This window comes from Gallicola sp. Sow4_E12, from assembly GCF_052116305.1.
In the GTDB taxonomy this organism is placed as follows: Bacteria; Bacillota; Clostridia; order Tissierellales; family Peptoniphilaceae; genus JBQKLI01.
Window position 1 is genome coordinate 183,954 of record NZ_JBQKLI010000002.1, and the last position, 18,952, is coordinate 202,905.

Annotated in this window: 22 protein-coding genes; 3 read left to right on the forward strand and 19 right to left on the reverse strand. The window is 38.9% G+C overall.

Annotated features, from left to right (window positions below):
- Positions 1-247: 247 nt before the first annotated feature.
- The 17 genes from ACTQ46_RS02095 to ACTQ46_RS02175 all read right to left on the reverse strand — a co-directional run bounded on the left by ACTQ46_RS02095 (position 248) and on the right by ACTQ46_RS02175 (position 16,461).
- Positions 248-1,426: a sensor histidine kinase gene (locus ACTQ46_RS02095; protein WP_441747162.1), complete on the reverse strand. Its 1,179-nt coding sequence runs from the start codon at positions 1,424-1,426 to the stop codon at positions 248-250.
- Positions 1,427-1,532: 106 nt separating this feature from the next.
- Complete coding sequence (locus tag ACTQ46_RS02100) at positions 1,533-2,216, reverse strand: response regulator transcription factor (protein WP_441747164.1); 684 nt, start codon at positions 2,214-2,216, stop codon at positions 1,533-1,535.
- A gap of 151 nt (positions 2,217-2,367) precedes the next feature.
- Positions 2,368-4,350 (reverse strand): CotH kinase family protein, encoded by a 1,983-nt coding sequence (locus ACTQ46_RS02105; protein WP_441747166.1) that lies wholly within the window; start codon positions 4,348-4,350, stop codon positions 2,368-2,370.
- A gap of 25 nt (positions 4,351-4,375) precedes the next feature.
- A complete protein-coding gene (locus ACTQ46_RS02110; RefSeq protein WP_441747168.1) occupies positions 4,376-5,047 on the reverse strand; it encodes a DUF4956 domain-containing protein in 672 nt (223 codons plus the stop codon).
- A gap of 17 nt (positions 5,048-5,064) precedes the next feature.
- Entirely contained in the window at positions 5,065-5,742 is a 678-nt protein-coding gene (locus ACTQ46_RS02115; RefSeq protein ID WP_441747170.1) for a polyphosphate polymerase domain-containing protein, read from the reverse strand.
- A gap of 129 nt (positions 5,743-5,871) precedes the next feature.
- Positions 5,872-7,434, reverse strand: coding sequence for a recombinase family protein (locus ACTQ46_RS02120; protein WP_441747172.1), 1,563 nt, complete (start codon positions 7,432-7,434; stop codon positions 5,872-5,874).
- Between the two features lies 1 nt (position 7,435).
- Positions 7,436-7,852, reverse strand: coding sequence for a hypothetical protein (locus ACTQ46_RS02125; RefSeq protein ID WP_061106162.1), 417 nt, complete (start codon positions 7,850-7,852; stop codon positions 7,436-7,438).
- A complete protein-coding gene (locus ACTQ46_RS02130) occupies positions 7,853-9,415 on the reverse strand; it encodes a recombinase family protein (protein ID WP_441747174.1) in 1,563 nt (520 codons plus the stop codon). It lies immediately after the preceding gene.
- A 61-nt stretch (positions 9,416-9,476) separates the two neighbouring features.
- Complete coding sequence (locus ACTQ46_RS02135; protein WP_441747175.1) at positions 9,477-9,692, reverse strand: SHOCT domain-containing protein; 216 nt, start codon at positions 9,690-9,692, stop codon at positions 9,477-9,479.
- 54 nt (positions 9,693-9,746) lie between these two features.
- Positions 9,747-11,687 (reverse strand): DNA polymerase, encoded by a 1,941-nt coding sequence (locus ACTQ46_RS02140; protein WP_441747177.1) that lies wholly within the window; start codon positions 11,685-11,687, stop codon positions 9,747-9,749.
- Positions 11,688-11,760: 73 nt separating this feature from the next.
- Positions 11,761-12,360, reverse strand: a complete 600-nt coding sequence (locus tag ACTQ46_RS02145; protein ID WP_441747179.1) for a DUF2815 family protein — start codon at positions 12,358-12,360, stop codon at positions 11,761-11,763.
- On the reverse strand, positions 12,323-13,459 hold the full coding sequence (locus tag ACTQ46_RS02150; RefSeq protein ID WP_441747181.1) for a DUF2800 domain-containing protein: 1,137 nt from the start codon (positions 13,457-13,459) through the stop codon (positions 12,323-12,325). The genes ACTQ46_RS02145 and ACTQ46_RS02150 overlap by 38 nt, the downstream gene beginning before the upstream one ends.
- Complete coding sequence (locus ACTQ46_RS02155) at positions 13,452-13,730, reverse strand: hypothetical protein (RefSeq protein ID WP_441747182.1); 279 nt, start codon at positions 13,728-13,730, stop codon at positions 13,452-13,454. The genes ACTQ46_RS02150 and ACTQ46_RS02155 overlap by 8 nt, the downstream gene beginning before the upstream one ends.
- A gap of 370 nt (positions 13,731-14,100) precedes the next feature.
- A complete protein-coding gene (locus tag ACTQ46_RS02160) occupies positions 14,101-15,039 on the reverse strand; it encodes a GH25 family lysozyme (protein WP_441747184.1) in 939 nt (312 codons plus the stop codon).
- A 2-nt stretch (positions 15,040-15,041) separates the two neighbouring features.
- The gene (locus tag ACTQ46_RS02165; RefSeq protein WP_441747186.1) at positions 15,042-15,401 is read right to left on the reverse strand and encodes a phage holin family protein; all 360 of its coding nucleotides are present in this window, start codon (positions 15,399-15,401) and stop codon (positions 15,042-15,044) included.
- Positions 15,398-15,643, reverse strand: a complete 246-nt coding sequence (locus tag ACTQ46_RS02170) for an SHOCT domain-containing protein (protein WP_441747188.1) — start codon at positions 15,641-15,643, stop codon at positions 15,398-15,400. Before ACTQ46_RS02170 ends, ACTQ46_RS02165 begins: the two co-directional genes overlap by 4 nt.
- Positions 15,644-15,822: 179 nt before the next feature.
- On the reverse strand, positions 15,823-16,461 hold the full coding sequence (locus tag ACTQ46_RS02175) for a Crp/Fnr family transcriptional regulator (protein WP_441747190.1): 639 nt from the start codon (positions 16,459-16,461) through the stop codon (positions 15,823-15,825).
- Positions 16,462-16,582: 121 nt separating this feature from the next.
- On the opposite strand from ACTQ46_RS02175, the gene ACTQ46_RS02180 reads away from it, so the two are divergent.
- Genes ACTQ46_RS02180 through ACTQ46_RS02190 form a run of 3 tightly spaced genes read left to right on the forward strand, consistent with a single transcriptional unit; the run spans position 16,583 to position 18,109 of the window.
- Entirely contained in the window at positions 16,583-16,897 is a 315-nt protein-coding gene (locus tag ACTQ46_RS02180) for a cupin domain-containing protein (protein ID WP_441747192.1), read from the forward strand.
- Positions 16,898-16,913: 16 nt separating this feature from the next.
- Positions 16,914-17,396, forward strand: a complete 483-nt coding sequence (locus ACTQ46_RS02185) for a permease (RefSeq protein WP_441747194.1) — start codon at positions 16,914-16,916, stop codon at positions 17,394-17,396.
- A complete protein-coding gene (locus ACTQ46_RS02190) occupies positions 17,393-18,109 on the forward strand; it encodes a permease (RefSeq protein ID WP_441747196.1) in 717 nt (238 codons plus the stop codon). The genes ACTQ46_RS02185 and ACTQ46_RS02190 overlap by 4 nt, the downstream gene beginning before the upstream one ends.
- An 87-nt stretch (positions 18,110-18,196) precedes the next feature.
- Here the strand turns inward: ACTQ46_RS02190 and ACTQ46_RS02195 are convergent, their stop codons facing one another.
- Together ACTQ46_RS02195 and ACTQ46_RS02200 are read right to left on the reverse strand one after the other, a co-directional pair.
- Complete coding sequence (locus ACTQ46_RS02195) at positions 18,197-18,385, reverse strand: SPOR domain-containing protein (RefSeq protein WP_441747198.1); 189 nt, start codon at positions 18,383-18,385, stop codon at positions 18,197-18,199.
- Positions 18,386-18,480: 95 nt separating this feature from the next.
- The coding region (locus tag ACTQ46_RS02200) for an IS3 family transposase (protein WP_441747200.1) at positions 18,481-18,952 on the reverse strand (472 nt) is incomplete at its 5' end.

Genomic DNA, 18,952 nt, shown 5'->3' on the forward strand with positions numbered 1-18,952 from the left:
ACGGAAAGTCCTTATTTACTCATGTTTCTACGCTTTTACTTTTCTATCCTTGATAGCAATACTACCGTCTCCACATGCTTGGAGATGAGTTTATAGCTATTAAAAACAACTATATAGACCTCAATTTTATTGATGGTCGTGTGCGGAAATATATCCAATAATAACTGCAGTTTGCGGGAACAAATCATAAACATCTATGATTTTGACAGGCAATACTATCTATTATTTTTGGTCTACTCCATTCTGGCTATTCTATTTTTAGTTGAAACCAGAATACCGAACCCTTCTCAAGCTCCGATTCCACACCATAGTCCGCACCATGAAGCTCAAATATCTTCTTGACTATGGAAAGTCCAAGCCCTGTTCCTATTGTTGCTCTCCTATGCTCTTTGTCAACTTTATAGTACCTATCCCAAATATAAGGAATGTTTTCCATAGCAATTCCTTCACCCTTATCAACAACTTCAATTTTTACACCTTTTCCCAACCGATTCTGTCTTACAACAATATGTTTGTCACGTGTACTATAGTTGACTGCATTCGTAATCAAATTGTATAGAGCCCGAGTAATTTTCGCTTCGTCCGCTATGACATATACGTCTTCAGAATGCTCAAACTCAATGGAATATCCGTCATTCCCCACTAGTTCAGAAAGATGTTCAACTGTCTTATCAATGCTTTCAGTGAGATTATATTCTTTAATGTGAAGCTCCATTGTACCAGTTTCAAGTTTTGATACATCTAGAATATCATTTACTAGAGATGAAAGCCTCTTGGTTTCAGACATAATTGTACCCAACTGAATAGTGGTGATTTCATCTGGGAAGTCCTGCATCATTTCAGCATAGCTGTAGATTAAGGCAAGGGGTGTTCTTAAGTCGTGTGAGATGTTTGAAATAAGTTCTCGTCGCAATCCATCAACCTTTGAAAGTTCAATCGCAGCAGAATTAAGAGTGGTGGAAAGCTCTTCTACCTCTAAATATCCTTCCCCATTGAAGTCTGCATCATAATCACCTTTCGCAAGTTTTTTTGCCCTGTCATTCAGATGTACAAGAGGTTTTGCTATAACATCTGATAACACAAGTGCAATTGCAACCGAAGCTAAGATCATTATTGCTGTAACTATAAACAACTGTATTTGCAATGTTGAGATCGTTGCGTTTACAGGTGTAATCGTGGCATGAAAGGTCAAGGAAAGCTCTTGTCCGTTTGACAAGATAAACTCTTTTGTTTCTGTAATAGTTTCAGGGCGTATGCTTCGTGGGTCGTTGGGGACTGGATTCTGCGGTTTTACAAATTCTCTTGCAGGCACTACCATAATGCTTTTCTCTGCATCGAGACTAAAGAGAATCTCTTCTAGATTGGGATCATTGATATTTTCTTCAACAAGAACCATTGCTTCATGTAGATCATTCCGCCTTATCATTTTATACATGTCATTCAAAAAAACAGTTTGAAGCAACCAGAGGATTGTGAGCAAAAAACCACAGAAGATTATCAATGCTATGAATATTTTCCACTTCAATTTTAATCTATCCATCAAATCGATACCCCAATCCTCTAAGAGTAGTTATCAGGCCTCCATACTTGCCTATGTGTTTTCGAAGCAGTTTCATGTGGGTGTCAAGGGTGCGATCATCACCAAAGTAATCATGTCCCCATACCTCGGTAAGTATCTTCTCTCTCGGTACAGCAATATTTTTATTTCGGATAAGGAAAAATAAAAGGTCATATTCTTTTGGAGCCATATCTACCTGTGTACCATCTACAAACACCTTGTAGGCAGTTAAATCTGCCAAAAACCCATCTTTCTCAAAAATGATATGTCCATTCCTTTCTTTGGGGGACTGCGACGTTTTAATGCGTCTGAGAATTGCGTTTACTCTGAGCATAATCTCTTTTGATGAAAATGGTTTCACCACATAATCGTCCACTCCCACTTCAAATCCTAAAACCTTATCGTATTCCTCACCACGGGCAGAAAGCATAATAACCGGAGTATCGGCGGTTTTTCGGATTTCTTTCACCGCTGAAAAACCATCAAGCTCCGGCATCATAACATCCATAATAATCATGTCAAAGGTTTGGATTTTACATAGACCTACCGCTTCCATCCCATCGCAGGCTTCGAAAACCTCGTGCCCTTCAAATGTTGCATATCGTTTTATAACAGCTCTTAAGCCTTCTTCATCATCACAAATCAGGATTTTTGCCATATTTGTTCCTCCTATTTGAAAGACAATCTTCTGTGGCAGCTGCAGAAAAGCCACAAAGGCCACAGATAGATTGTCGAATGTTAATAAACATTTTACCGCAAATAACGTTTTAAAACAAGTTTTCTGAACTTTAGCTGAACACTTGAGATGCCTAATAATTTCTTTTCTTCTTTGCCAAAAGGAATGCTGTGAGCAAAACAAGAGCGAATAGACCCAAATAAATCAGTAAGCCTTCAGTTGTACTTGCACCGCTGGTGGTTTGCCCTCCGAAATGTAAGGGTGTATCACCTTCTTCTGGAGTAAAACTTGTATTGCTTCCGGCAGTGTTTTGCATATTGGGCCCGGGTCTTTGCAAAAATCCATTATCTGATTGTGACAGCATTAAAATCTGCTCCTCCGTCAACCCAAGCTCAAATAGCTCCAACTCCACTTCCTCCGAAACAGTTCCTCCAGCATTCTGTAATATCTGCATCGCCTGCATCATAAGTTCACGTTCAGGCATATTTTCTGCCTGATTCGAATCAAATCTTTCGTCACCTTCCGGATTGCTCCAGTTAGTTGATTGATCTCCAGCCTCGTCGTGATTGCCACCGCCCATCATGCTTCCAAGTGAAGAAAGGCTTAGATTGTCGGCTGAGATAAGCTTATCCGGGTTTGCAGTTTGCTCTTCTGTGGTAGATGGAACTGTTCCGTCAAGCTGACCTTGTATGCTCTGGTAGCGCAGATTACCCAGAGTTTTGAAAGTTTCCACCGCAGTTTCATACTCTTCAAAAGTGCAAAAGGCTGTATTGTCGTTTTTAACATAATCTGAAATAAGCGCATCAAGCTGTGTAATTTTCTCTTCCCATTTACCGTCTGTAAAATAGTTTGCCATTAACTCTTGCAAGTAGCCGTGGTATTTTTCCAAATACTCAGTATTGGAAAACAGCTTTTCAATCAAAGGTCGGGAGCTCATTTCCACACCGCTAACAGGAGCATCTATTGGGAAGTTTATAACAGAAGATGCACTTCCGCTCTGAAAACCACCCCATGCCAAATTATAGTCCCAAGGGAGAATGGTAATCTTGCCGTCATTCTCATATAGGTAGTAATTCTGAGCCATGCTTGATGAATAACTATCAAGATTCACCACAATGGTATGAGCTGCCAGATACCTTAGTATTTGATCAACATCAAAATAGTTTTCCAGATTTTCTCCCTCAGACAATGCCTTTAAAGCAGTAATAACACGCTTGAAATCATCATCATCACCTTTTCCTACAACATTGTCAAAGATTGCACCATATGAGGAAACCTCATCTGTGGAATATTCCAGACTTCCGCCATTGCTTCCTCTACCTCCCATCGCACCTTTGAATCTACTGCTCGGACTCTCTACTTCAGTCTGAGTTTCAGCAGAAGGGTTTGCTACGCCTTGTGTATTTAGTAGTTTCTCCCCAGCTTGCCCACTTGGTGGCAATTCTGCATTCTCTTGGGGACTTTCATCTCCATCCTTATTATTTCCCATGTCCATGCTTTTCACATTGTACATCATGCCACTGGTTGTTCCGAAGGTTCTCGCTTCATAGCTTTCGTTGTACAGCTCCACCGCAAGGTATAACCCCCAACTTTCTCCGTTTACTTTCATGTCCGCATAGCCGAAATAAGGTGCTTCCACTCCAATTTCCTGCATTAGTTCATAGGAAACATATTCTTTCATATATGTGTTATCCCCAAGCATATTATTAACCACAAAACTCTCAAGTCCAAAACACGTCTGGTCTTTGATGTATTCATCAAACTGTAGTCGGAAGCTATATCTGTCGCTGTCGGAGCTTGCCACCTGGCTTAAGCTGGAGTTGCCCTTCGGACGAACGCCTACATTTTTAAATTTTGTTCCATTTACAATCACATCAGCCATGATATATTGTTCACTTGTTGCATTGTCGAGCATTTCTTGCCAATCCGTTTCATCTGCAATAATCTCAATGGATATAATGTCGGCGCCGAAAATCTTGGTTGCATATTCTGTCTCGGTTTTCAAGTCGCCGTTTTCATTATGAACATTTCCTGCTATCGCTAAACCAATGCTTATTATCAAGGCAAAACCAACAGCTACAGCAACGATCATGTTTATTCTTTTGCTTTTTAACATGCTTTCACCTCTAAATCTGAGATCTTTAAGCGGTATATTCACCGTTATAGCTTACAAGACATGCATTGTTGACACCTTTTATTGTCAGTAGTTCATTAAGCAACTTGGCAGACATATCTAAAAGTCTAACCTCCACAGTAAGCTCAATGCCATTTTTGGAAACTGTTTTAGCTTTAATCAAGCTTTTCTTTGTTTTTTCCTTTATTATATCCATGCAGTCATTTTCTGCTTTGTCATTATCGAGATTAAGAACTACTATATAAGGAGTATCGCTGCTTTTCTTATTTACGAACACAAAAAGAATTATACCGATAAAGATAGAACCTATTACTGCAAGCGGTATAAGCCCTGCACCTACTACAATACCTGCTGAAATTGCCCAAAACAAAAAAGCAATATCCAGGGGCTCCTTAACAGCTGTTCTGAAACGTACAATGGATAGAGCACCTACCATACCAAGCGACAATACTATATTAGATGTTACCGCAAGGATGATGAGTGTGGTTATCAAGGTCATGGCCATGATAGAAACACCAAAGGATGCGGAGTACATAACTCCAGCAAATGTTCTTTTGTAAACGTAAAAAATGAACAGTCCAATTGCAAAACTAAGTAACATTGCAATGGCTACATCCAGCACAGAAAACTCCGCTGCCTTTTCCAAAAAACTAGACTTAAAAATATCATCAAATGTCATAATTCATACCTCCAATTTTATATTGTTCTTGTTATTGCATATTTTGAGAATGCTGTACTACTACGACTGGAAAGGGATACCATCCCCCGGATTACTTCAGGTAAAAAACTGTCATACTTCACTTCAAGGATATAAATGCCCGGAACTGGTACAGGAACAGGTTCAGGTTTCAAAAAATCTCTGACATCGATGTTTGTGCGAATGTCATAATCCAAGGTGACTCTTACATTTCCCATAGGGTAGATAAAAGCCTCCCGCTGATAGTCTACGATATTTTTCGCTCGAAGCTGCTGGTAATACATTTTTGCATACAGCTCCTGACACAGGTGACTCCCATTCTCTTTAAAAGCAGCAAGATCTCCCTCAAGTAAACGTCTACATTCATCTTCTGTCACTGTGCAGCTTTCCTTGAAACAAATTCCATTTATTTTGCTCTTTTTTTCAAGGCGGATAAAGGATGTATCATCGTTATAAAGACGCAAGCGGAATTTTTCCCGCTCGTTTACGCCGTCAATCTTCTCTTTTAACGCTTTATCGTTGTAATTGTCAAAGTAGAGACTCTTTACTCGATAACCATTTCCCTCTACTGCATTTTTATCAAGACTGGCCACAAATGGAAGTCTTGCTCTAAGCTGCAATACATCAGCATAGTTTATATAGTGCTTCAGTTCATGTCTTCCTTTGAATCCACTCATTTTTATAGCTCCTTTCTTTGGAATGATTCAATACTAACCCATCAAGCTGAACTGCAATTGTTTATTATCTGAACTTTAACTGAATATAATGGAATGCTATGTTTAATCCATGGACATCAAACTAAATTCTTATACTTCGATTTCAACTACAGATTTAAAGGATATGACGAAGTGGTCTTCATAGACTGTAACGCTCTGGATTATCTTCCTTACAAGCTTATCATCATATTCTAAAGTTCGATATTTGTTCCTGCGGATAAATTCTATCAACTCATTGATTCGCTCGTTCTCGCCACTAAGGGAGGCATCTTCAACTAAAAGGGTCTGTCGCTTGTCTCTCAGCTCATCAATCTCTTCTGCCAAGTGTTCATAGTCTTTCCCCTTATTAGCCAGCTTGATGAGTTCTTTTTGTTTTTCCTCTAGTGAGTTGTTAATCTCTGAAATTTGGTATTCTGTGGTTTCGCCAATCACCGCATGAATATTCTCTTCCAAAGTTTTTATGATATTATTGCCACCTGCAAGTAGCTTATTAATTGCGGTCATTACAGCACCATAGAGTTCATCTTCTTTTACGGTTCGGTTCTTACAAACTTCAGGACCTTGCTCGATTCTAGTCACGCATCGCCAGACAAATTCTTTTCTTCCGTGGATATTCCAATAGACCCGTCTATAAATGTCGCCACAATCTCCACAGAAGGTGATGGCACTTAATGCGTACTTGCTACTATAAATTCGTTTGTTCTTGCCTTCTCCTGTGTAGATATTGCTTCTTCGATGAATTTCCTCCTGAACTTGTAGGAATAATTCTTTGGGGATAATCGCTTCATGGCTATTTTCAACATAATATTGGGGAAGATGCCCTTCATTTTTCACTCGTTTCTTGGTCAGAAAATGTACTGTGACAGTCTTTTGCAGAAGGGCATCTCCGATGTATTTTTCGTTTTGAAGTATCTTCTTAACTGATTCTGGTCGCCATCTTGGTTTTCCTGCTGCTGTTAAAATACCATCCTTTTCAAGGGCTCGACCAATGCCCACTAGACTCAGACCTTCAAGGTATTCTCGGTAGATGCGTTTGATAATCTCAGCTTCTTCGGGAACAATGATTAAATTTCCATCTTCATCTTTGGTGTAGCCCATAAATCGCTTATGGTTAACCTGCACCTTTCCTTGTTGGTATCGGTACTGTAGCCCAAGCTTAACGTTTTGTGAAAGGCTCTGGCTTTCCTGTTGTGCTAGAGATGCCATAATAGTCAGTAAAACCTCACCCTTGGCATCCATGGTGTTGATGCTCTCTTTTTCAAAATAGACGGATATGTTCTTATCCTTGAGCTGTCTAATATATTGAAGACAGTCTAGGGTGTTACGTGCAAATCGGCTGATGGATTTAGTAATAACCATGTCGATGTTACCATCCATACACTCTGCAATCATACGATTAAATTCGTCACGCTTTTTAGTGTTCGTACCAGAGATACCATCATCTGCAAAGATGCCAGCAAACTCCCATTCATTATTTTTCTTTATAAACTCTGTATAGTGTGCGACCTGAACCTCATAGCTAGAATTTTGTTCTTCTGTTTCTGTAGAAACACGGCAATAGGCAGCAACACGAAGTTTCTTTATCTTTTCTTTTGCGGCTGTACTTCCTACTCTTTTACGAGCAGGAATAACCATTATATTTTTCTCTGTCACTTTATTCCTCGCTTTCTATCAGACTATATAAGTATTCTGCTCGTTCAAAAGGATCAACTGGCATCTTATTATCTGCCTTTTTCATTTTGAATCGTTCTTTGGGAGGGGGAGAGGTGAAAGCGGCAAGCTCTACCACTCGTCCTAAATCCTTTGCACGCTTATCTCTAACTTCTTCAGCTTTATCAAATATCTCTTTATCAATAATTGCTGGATACGTATCATTTCCAAGGTAGTTGACGTTTTTCAAAATGCGACCCATCACAGAATGTGTCTTATCAATCCCTGCCTGTTCCCCAGCCACTGTAAGGGATAGTCCTGATATGTATTTCTCAAAGAATACCTTTACTTGACCTGCTGCCTTTTCATCGACAGTAACCACTCCGTCTTGAATTTTGTATCCATATGGAATATATGCCATTTATCTCACCACCTTTTCTTTCAGGGAAAGACCGCATTTCAAATTGAATGTCAGCTCATCCCTGTAATTTACAATGATGTTCTCTACAAATTCTTCAAATAATTCTTCTGTGTAGTCACCATTAAAATTATCTGCTGACACGTAATCAATGAGGTCCTTTATATCGTTTGCTCGTAAAACCCCACTCGTAGAGTTCGTTACCAGGTTTGTTTTTTCAGTTGTAAGATTTTTTATCTCACTATCCAAGACATTCCGTTCCTGATTAAAAAGAGCTGGCTCCAGGAAACCTTTGGCCATCAGTGTAATAAGGGTGTTGCGTTCTTCCATGAGTTGCTCCATTCGCTTATCAATAGCATCCATTCTTTCACGGTCGCTTTCTTCATCAATTTGGCTAATTGATTTGAATAGCGGTTCTAAGATTAGCTTGTTACTGAAAGCAAGCTTATTCATCATGGTTGTCAATGTGGCTTTTATTTCTCCATCTCGCAAGAACAACATGGAGCAGCTCTCTTTGTCTTCAATATGACCGATACAACTCCAAGCAATGTAACTCCTACCAGCTGAGTAGTTTGTCTTTCTCCTAAAATTGCGACCACATTCTCCACAGACGATTTTGCCACTTAGAGCATATCGGTTAAGATAAACGTTCTTTTTCACACCCTTACACTTCATCTTGGCTCTTTCATCAATGAGATCTTGTGTCTTAGCAAAGTCTTCTCTACTAATAATTGCTTCATGACTGTCCTTGTAATAGTACTGGTCTTTTTCGCCTGTATTTGGATGGCGATTGTAGTTACTATCTGTGTAAGTCTTTTGTAGTAGGACATCACCCATATATTTTTCGTTTCGAAGCATGTCTATCACCGTGCCTGCACTCCAGTGATTACCTCGTCTTGCAGGGATTTTGTCTTTGTTCAAACCTCTTGCTATAGTACCTCCACCTTTCCCTGAAAGGCACTCTGCAAAAATACGTTTGATGATTTCTGCTTCTTCTGGGACGATTACCATTTCACCATCTATATTGGTATAGCCATAAGGTGGAGTACCAACATAACTACCGTTTTGGAATCTCTTTTGAATGGACCATGTTGAGTTTTCTGAAATAGATGCAGACTCTTCTGCAGCAAATCCTGAAAGAATAGAAAGCATCAGCTCACTTTCCATATCACCCGTATTTAGATTCTCTTTTTCAAAATAAATGTAAACACCGATATCAATCAGCTTTCTTACTAACTCTAGGCAATCTACTGTATTACGAGCAAAGCGGCTGATTGATTTGGTGATAATAAAATCTATCCGACCTTGCTTACAATCTCGTATCATGCGGAGCAGTTCAGTCCGTTTCTCCATCTTGGTGCCGGAGATCCCTTCGTCATAATAAAGACCAGCAAACTCCCATTCAGGATTAGACTTAATATAGCGCTCATAGTGTTCACGCTGTGCTTTAAGGCTTTCAAGCTGTTCATCACTATCGGTTGAGACCCTGGCATAGGCGGCAACCCTAAGATTCGTATTAGGTAGTTGTCCTTGGGGCAGTTCATCTATTTTTGTTATCTTTTTCATCATCTCACCTCGCTTTCATCCATTACATACATCACTCTAAAAGCCACTAATAGCAAGGTTTTTAGGACATGATCTTGGCTAGTCGAGGGGAGAATTTCTCTCGGTTTAATGCTGATATTTTGTGTAATTCATCCGCTGTAATTTTGCCTTCTTTATATAGGTTTGCGACAATGCTCTCTGCTATATGAAAGTCATATTCCTTTTGTAATTCTTCCTCTGTCATTTGCTCGGTCTTGCCCTTTAACGGACAGCCGTCTTTTACTTCATAAATGTTCATAGAAAACACCTCCTACCTAGTAGCCATGGCAGGAGGTGAAATCTGATGATTTCTTTAATCTTTTTGATAAAAGTCACATTCACAGCCATCGGCATCAAGGAGCAGCCCTTTTGCCCAAGGTGGTACTTGACTCATCTGTTTACATACTTCAGTAACAGATATTTGAGGATCGGCTTCAATAATGACTTCATCATGGACATGAGCCACAATACGATAAGTACTAAGCATCTTCATTGAATACATCAAAATATCACGGGAGATGGCTTGAACAATATTCTCTACAAACTTAGGACCGTAACTTTCAAGACGCTCCCATTTCTTTGTTCCACCTACTCCTTCATAGGTAACAGACTCACCACCAAACTGATTCTCACCGATTCGAGGTTTTACATATGAAAGACGCCTTCCAGATGGAAGAACAATAAAGAGCATTCCACTTATATGATGAATCTCCACACCATATGTCTTCTGAGATCTCTTTTCTTTAACACACTTTTTAACTGCCCTATCCACATCCCACCAGAATTTCACGATGTTTGGATTTGATTCTCTCCAGGCATTCACAAGCGGTTTTAATTCTTCCTCTTCAAGCCCCATCTCTAATGTACCCATGGCTTTTAGCGCACCAACAGAACCACCATATCCAAGTGCCAATTCAGCAATTTTACCCTTCTGTCTCAAGTGACCGTTCACACCATGCTTTTCAACGGGGACTTTAAACATCTGGGAGGCAAATGCACAGTAGATATCGCCACCACTAGCAAATACCTTTGTTCGCCATGTTTCGCCTGCGAGCCATGAAAGCACACGAGCCTCAATGGCTGAGAAGTCAGCCACAATAAACTTATGACCAACTCTTGGTACAAAGGCTGTACGAATCAGTTGTGAGAGGGTATCTGGTATATCTTCATAGAGCAGTTCTAGTGTTTCAACATCACCATTTCTAACAATATTTCGCGCCTCTTTTAAGTCTGGCATATGGTTTTGAGGGAGGTTTTGTAATTGCACCAGCCTTCCGGCAAAGCGTCCTGTTCTGTTAGCTCCATAAAACTGAAACATTCCTCTGGCACGAGAATCAATACAAACTGCATTTTCCATTGCTCTATATTTCTTTACCGAGGATTTTGCCAGTTGCTGACGGAGCGAAAGAACTTCATTTAGCTCTCCGTCTGTTTCCTTAAGTTTCTCTGCAACCGCCTTTTTGCCGAGAGTCTCCATCTCTAGACCGTTTTCGAAAAGCCAGTCTTTCATCTGTTGTACTGAGTTTGGGTTATCCAGATTTGTTATCTGCTGCATGACGGTTAGTAGTCTTTCATGAGATATGTCATCCATGGCGATGGCCTGTTTAACAAAATCCATATCCACCTTTATGCCTCGATCGTTGATTTCTTGGTCGAGATGATACTCATCCCAGATGTCCTCTGGTACTGGAAACTTAATCAATCTTTGTTGTATCTGTATTTCTGCCTCCACATCACGCTTGTTATATGCTTTGAACTGCTGCCATTTATCGATTTCATCAGTGGGTAGGTTACGGGTTCTACCACCATTTATTTTTGTTGGAGTACATGGAAGACAAAAATATCGTATCAAGTCCTTGCCCTCCGTCAGCTTTTGCTTTTCAAGTCCCAGCACTGCACCTACACCTTCTAAAGAAAGTGGTAACCCCATATAGGCAGACCAAACCATGGAGCATTTCCATGAGGAAGGATTTAGATAAGTCCCAGTGGGATAGCCCAAATAACGTGAAAGGCACACTCGCTCAAACTGAGCATTAAATGCCCACTTCGTAATGGTTTCATCGGTTAAGGCATCTAGGATTTCTTTTGGAATCTTTTCTCCATTCATCAAATCGATGACCTTAACTTCATCACCGTCAACCGCATAACCAAACAGCATCACCTCAAAATCATCTGCTTCTACGTAACGATAAACACCACTCTTTTGTAGATTGGTAGATGAATAGGTTTCGATATCAATTTCTAAGTTCTTCATAGCTACCACCTTTCCTAAATGAAAAAAGGTGGCAGAGGGAAGACCTCCACCACCGTCAAGTTTATTGTTTCTATTAGGCAAGGAAGTCATCATCGACAAGAGTCGTAAAATCATCTATTGCAGAAGACTTACCACCTAGAGGTTCTCCGTCTCTAATTTTTTGAATGTTACCAAGGCCACAAGCTACACCTTTATTACCATTTGAGTTGAAGGCATAGAAGTTAAGTGAAACCCTGCCATAACAACCGCTGTATACCTCGCTACGATCCAGTATCGGCTTAACACTTTTGTCTACAATCTGTGGCGCTGTCTTGCTATTTGCATTGATGAAGTAATGGCCTTTATAAGCCTCATCATCACGCTCTACATCACCATCACGCAGCGGTAGTTTAATGGCTGCCTTATTTGGTTTCTTACCACCAAACTTTGCGATACCTTCCTCAATGGCAGCATCAACTGCTGCATGGATGGCATTAATGGTTTCCTTGTCATCCTTTGGAATAAGGACGGATACGCTGTACTTTTCTGCACCACCATTAATAGATACAGGCTCCCATCCGTGGAAGTAAGAAAATCTTGAGTTTACACCTGTGATAACTTTTGTTTTGTTTTGTTTTGCATATTTGCCATAATATTTAATCCTCCATAATTTCGTTAAATTCGTTTTTAGCATCTGCTACGTTCATTGCCGGTCTTTTATCTGAGTTTGGAACAAGAGTCGGCTTACCCGGTGGTTTGTAAATGAGGTCACCGAGGAGTTCCTCAAATTTGGATTTACCCATCAGTTTTTGCATCTCTGTCAGCGGAATAAGGCTCTTTCTGTAAATGTCCTTATATCCACCTGCCACGGCTTTTTCTGCAATGGCTCCTTCATCTTTGTACTTGCGAACCGAGCGACCTTCCACAACTTTAAAACCGTTCCACTCTTTACCGTGATTGACTGCTGCATCAGTGGCATAGGCAGTTATTTCATTTGCCCATTTGCTAAGGTCGGGAAGAACAAGTAAGATTTCTTCTATTTCTGTGTCCGTCAGTAACGGCGGCATCTTGAATTCTTTCTCTGCAAGTTTCAGTTTTTCTTCGGCTCTAGCACGACATCTGTTTGCCGCTTTACAGAACGTACACCATGGACCAGGAATGTACTCACCCTCACCGTTGAAGGCTTTGACAGCTCTGGGCTTTAATTCCTCTTCCGCCCAGTCTTTTAATTCATCCACCGGTATTGTCCAGGTGCTGACATTTTCTCTTCTTGGCTGAAAGATCGTCATCGACACTTCTTTAATGTCGTACAGGTGATCATAGATTCCAAGTGCTCCTAGGGCATAGAGCTTCATCTGTGGATTGTCCACTGCATCAACTAGCACACCCAGCCCATATTTAAAGTCTACGATGTGAAGTCTGTCATCTGAAATGATTACACAGTCTCCTGTCCCAAAACCATCTGGAACATAACAAGAGAAGTCAAGACGTTGTTCAATAAGAACGATAGGATCTGTGCAAGACTTTCTTGCAAGTTCCACCTGCTCCATAACAAAGTCCACGTAAGCATCTGTACATTCCTCCATCTCATCAGAGTTATACTCAGAGATAGGTCGCTGACTTCTCATATGAAGTGCCTTTTTTAGTTTGTGTTCACACAGGTCATGAGCCGCTGTGCCTTCTTTTGCTGCCTCACCACTTTGGTCTTCAAACTCCAGTTCAAGTCTTGCAGAGGGTAGGCAGTTAAGCCACCTGTGGGATGAGGATGCAGATAATATTGCATGATTACCCATTTCCAAGACCCTCCGCATCTTTCAAGATGTCAGAATAATACGCCTTATCAACAGCACTTAACTTGTCTGCACCATACTTCTGAATGAGTCCTCGCACTTCGGCAGTAAACCCAATCTGGCTCTTTTCAGCAAGTACCATACGCACTTTTTCAAGTGGGATATCCGGATCTTTTACTGGTTCTTGTTCAGTGGCAGCTTTTGCACCTGGAGCAGGATCTCCTTCTGTCATCGCATCGCAAACTGCCTGTATGCTGTCAGCAAGACTTCGCATATCATTGACCACTTCAAGCAGTAATTTTATTTTGCTCAAGGTCAGTTCCTCCTTTCGTCATTTCACAGATAGATAGTTCCTCGATGCTATCTCCAGGGATCACAATCGTTACACGCTGTTTACTCCCTAAAAGAAAGCGAAGAATTCGTTCCCTTACGGACACATTACGGTAGGTAACAAGTCCGCCTGTCTGTGGTTTCTTAGAAACACTGATTTTGAGATTGTGTTTCATATCCATCACCTCTTTCCAAAGGGCGATTTATTTGTTGCCCTCTACCTAGTAGCCACGGGAGGTAATAGAATCTGACGGTTTAGAAAAAAGAATGCCTACCAAAGAGAAATACTCCTTGATAGGCAATCTTACTAGTTCTTATTTCAAGAGTTCATTGACCCTTTTTTGTACCGAAATGTAGTCATAACCGGCATTTGTAAGTTTGTTTTTTCGATCTTGTCCGTTACCCCAATCGCCACGAATGACTTCCTTTGCGATGGCATCAATAGACTTTTTACTAGATAGCATTTCATTGACCTTTGATTGCACTGCCACATAATCATAGACTGCATCCGTTAAGCGTTTCTTTCGTTCTTCACCATTACCCCACAAGCCTTGAATGACTTCCTTGGCCAGCGTCTCGATCGATTTCTTTTCTGTAGGAGCAGGTATATTTTCTTCTTTACCAAGATGATTAAGCCCTGCACTTTGGATAATCGCTTTGTAATCTTTATAGGCATAGTTCATATCCAAATTGCCTGAATAACCATTCAATTTACCTTTGCTTGTGTACTGCCAGATACCATGACGAAGTGTCGGTTCTTTACTGGACCACTGAGCGACCCAGAAATCATAAGGTTCTAGACGATCCAGTTCTGTCAAATCTTGAAACCAAGAACTAGATGCATAGATACCGGCATAATAGCCTGCGTTTTCTATGGTTTCACAAAAGCCTACTAAAGCATCGGTAATGGCTTTCTTGCCACTTGGTCGTTGATGATAATTATCCTCTGTATCAATAAATACGGGATAAGAGATGGTCTTGCCTTTGATAATTTCAAGGCATTTCTTCGCTTCTGCTATGCCCTTGGCTTTGGTATTGGCACAGCTGTACCAGTAAACACCGACAGGAATACCTCTCTCGTGAAAGGCTTTGTAGTGTTGCTCAAAAGCATCATCTTTGTGTAAACTCACTCCTGTACCGTGACCGGTGTATCCTGCACGTAGAATGACAAAATCAACCTCTTTTGCAAGATGGTCATAGTTTATCTGACTTGGTTTTTGCCACGTACTAATATCGATTCCTTTAGTTTTCATGATTATTCCTCCTCGTCGCTCTTGTTATGGAGCTGTTCTAATACATCTTTTAGTTTTTCTGGGATAGGTAGTCCAAGGTGAGCTGAATTTTCTAACAGCGAAATTCCCTCATTTGATAGATAGAAGAAAACAATCGCTGTTCTTAGTACGCTCCCATCACCAATCACATAGACGTCTAAAATATTGGCTACACCCACTAAAACAAAAATCAGCACTTTACGGCTGATTCCGATAAATCCCACTTCACTTGATAGGGTCTTATCAGCGATTGCACATAAGACACCTGTTAGATAGTCGATGACTACAAAGACTAGTAGCGCATATAAAAATCCGTCTGCTCCTCTAAAATCCTTATATATCAACGATTACATGGCATTATCTTCACTAAAATAGGTGAGAAAATTTCACGATTTAGTTCAGTAATTTTGTTAAATTCCACCTCGTCTATTAGCCCCATATTAAGCATCTTTTTTAAGATTTTTTCAGCCTGTGAATAGTTAAATTCTCCTTGCAGCTGATCATCAGATATTCTTGTAGATAAATTTTCCTCTTCTAAAATTGCATTGGATATTTTACTTGTCTTTTTATTTTCTATTTCTTTCATATGGCATTACCTCCTACTTAATAGCCACAGGAAGGGCTATGAATTGAGGTTTGAGAAAACATATCTAAAAAAAGGCATAAAAAAATGCCTGCAGGAGTTTTCCCACAGGCTTTTATACGTTAATCATATTTTATAAAGGCATTAATCACTAGTAAAGGGTGGAGAATATTAGATGTTTACTAAATCAGTAAAGTAATTATTCTGTTATTAATTTCAATCAGTCCTTCATCCTTCATGTTTTTTAATTCACGAAATAAAGAAGGCCTTTGAACACCAAGATGATCTGCAAGTTGTTTTTTACTTATGGGAAGATAGATTGTTTTAGAATTTTGAATATTGGCTTGAACAGACAGGTAGTTTGTGAGATTTTCTCTTAAAGATTTTTGGGTGTATATTGCAATTTTTCTATTAAGACCTTGTGAGTTAGAAGATAAAATTTTTATAAACTCTATTGCAAAAAGCTGATCTTTCAACAATGTGTCTACAGCAGATTTGGGGATATATATCAGACTAGTTTCCTCTATACTATAAATATTTAAAGGATATTTGTTATTATCACCAAACAAAAGATTAGCCCCTACTACACCACCACTAGTAAATTCAAATACAGTTGTCTCTGAACCATGACTAGTTAAAGAGTAAGCAACAAGCTTGCCTGATAGAATTACATCTATTCCAGAACAAACTTCGTTTTGGTCATGAACAGTTTTACCCTTATTATAAATTCTATTTTGAAGATTATAGGTTCCAATTACATTTTTTAAAAGCAAAGTATCTACATTTCTAAAGAGTGATATATTCTTTAATATATTAATCATAAGTTCCCCTTTTTATTTTAATTATAACAAAAAGAAACATAGGTGTCTATTGTATTTAGTTTTATGATGGTAAGATTGAAATATAAAATTTAATTTCAAAATAATAAAGGAGAGATTTAGAATGATAGAAAAAACATTTAATTTATCAAAAGGCAATGAAAAAGCAGTAGAAAAAGTTATATTCGATGAAAATATACATTATCTACACATGGTTTTTAATGAGAATGAAGGTTTACCAGAGCATTATTCAAACTCCAATGTCTATATGACTGTTATAAGAGGAGTTCTATCTATAGCTTTAGATGAACAAGAAGCTCATGAATACAGCTACAATACCTTATTAAAGATTCCAGAGGGGACAAAAATGAATGTAAAAAATCTTCATAAACAAACACTAGAAATCATTGTTGTAAAAGCACCAGCACCAAAAGCTTAAAAGGAGGGCGATAAAAGTGGATATATCTACAATTATTTTATGGTTAATTACTCTTGTTTTTCTTTTCATATCCTTTAAAAAGGATGGTGCTAAAACGAAAAAGGCTTTAAAAATGGCACTTAATATGGGAAAAGGTATGGCCATAAGCATTTTTTCTATTATTTTAGCAATAGGTCTAATCCTAACATTTTTACCCCCTACAGAAATTGCAAGCTTTGTAAACAAGCAGTCTCTTTTTCTGGCAACTGTTGGTTCGGCTTTACTTGGAACAATTACCCTCGTTCCAGCATTTATAGCCTTTCCTTTGATAGGAACTTTAGTAGATGCAGGAGTAGGTACTGTCCCTTCAGTAGCTTTCTTGACTACTCTTACCATGGTTGGACTTGTTACATTTCCACTGGAAAAAAAGGAGTTTGGTACTAAATTCACCTTAGTTCGTAACGGCTTTAGCTTTGTTTTTGCAATAGTTATTGCACTTGTAATGGGGGTAATTATATGAACATAATTAAAAAAGCAAAAGATAATTTATTTTTTATACTAGTTCTTCTTGTATACCTTTTAATAAGTATTTTTAGGCCAACAATGGCCTTTGAGTCAGTCAAAAATAGTGCTTATTATATAAAAGAAATGTTAATAATAATGCCTGTAATTTTTGTTTTAACAGCCCTTTTAGATTTATGGGTTCCTAAGGATAAGATAATGCAACTTTTAGGAAAGGAAGCAAAGGGAAAAGGGTTAGTCTTATCATTTATAATTGGTAGCATTTCAGCAGGTCCTATTTATGCTGCCTTCCCAATGTCAATAATGCTTCATAAAAAAGGAGCTTCTATAAGAAATATTGTAGTTATTTTAAGCTCTTGGGCTGTAATTAAGATACCAATGCTTTTAAACGAGGCAAAATTCCTAGGTCCTAAGTTTATGATCATACGTTGGGTTCTGACTGTTTTAGCTATAATCATATTTTCTTGGATTACTGATAAAATAATAAAAGATGAAGATATTCCGAATAAGGAAGAAGTAAAAGTTGGTATAGAAATTAATAAAAAGGCTTGTATTGGATGTAGCTTATGTGTTAAAACTTACCCTGAAGTATTTAAAATGGATGGGAAAAAAGCTTTTGTTAAGGATTATGATGAAGATACAGTAAATAAGGAAAAACTTAATGAAGCAGTAAAGGTTTGCCCAGTTAAGGCAATTGAAAGTGATTTATAGATTCATCAAATTAAAACCATGAATAAAGACCATGCCTAGATTTTAATCTAGACAGCATGGCCTTTATCATTGTGTAGTAAATAAATATTAATCATATTTTATAAAGGCATCAGTGAAGCCAGCTTTTTTAGCTTTTGCTAGTTGAGTTTCAGCATTAGCTTTAATAGAATAGGCCCCTATTTGGACTCTATAGAGTTTCTTTGTAGCAGGGGTACTAGTAGCAGGCTTACTTTCCTCAACTAATAGTTTCTTTACATCTGCCCTAAAGGTATCCATGGACTTACCATGCTTTGGAAACCAATTACTAGGATCACCATGATTACTTGCAATACCAAGTTTATATCCTTCATAGTTGGACTGTCAACACTAAACTAGACAACTTCCTTAAGAAGTTTGCTTCTATACGCAACCGGACTCAAATATCCCAATGAAGAATGTATCCTAATATTGTTGTACCAGTTTACATAATCGAACAACTCAATTTTTAGCTGCTCTAGTGAAATAAATAGCTGCTGATTTACAAACTCTGTCTTGAATACTTTGAAAGCTGCCTCAGCTACAGCATTGTCATAGGGACAGCCTTTTCTGCTGAGCGAGCGCTTGATTTTAAATGTTTCAATAATGCTATCTATAGCGTTGTTTTTAAACTCACTACCACGGTCAGTATGAAAAATCGAAATGTCGTTTAAGTTGTGCTTGATACTCGCAAATGCCTGATATACCAGCAGGGCATCTTTTCTAGGACCCGCGCTATAGCCGATAATTTCTCTGTTGTGAAGATCTAGTATTATGCATACATAGTTCCATTTTCCAGCCACTCGAACATAAGTCAAATCACTTACA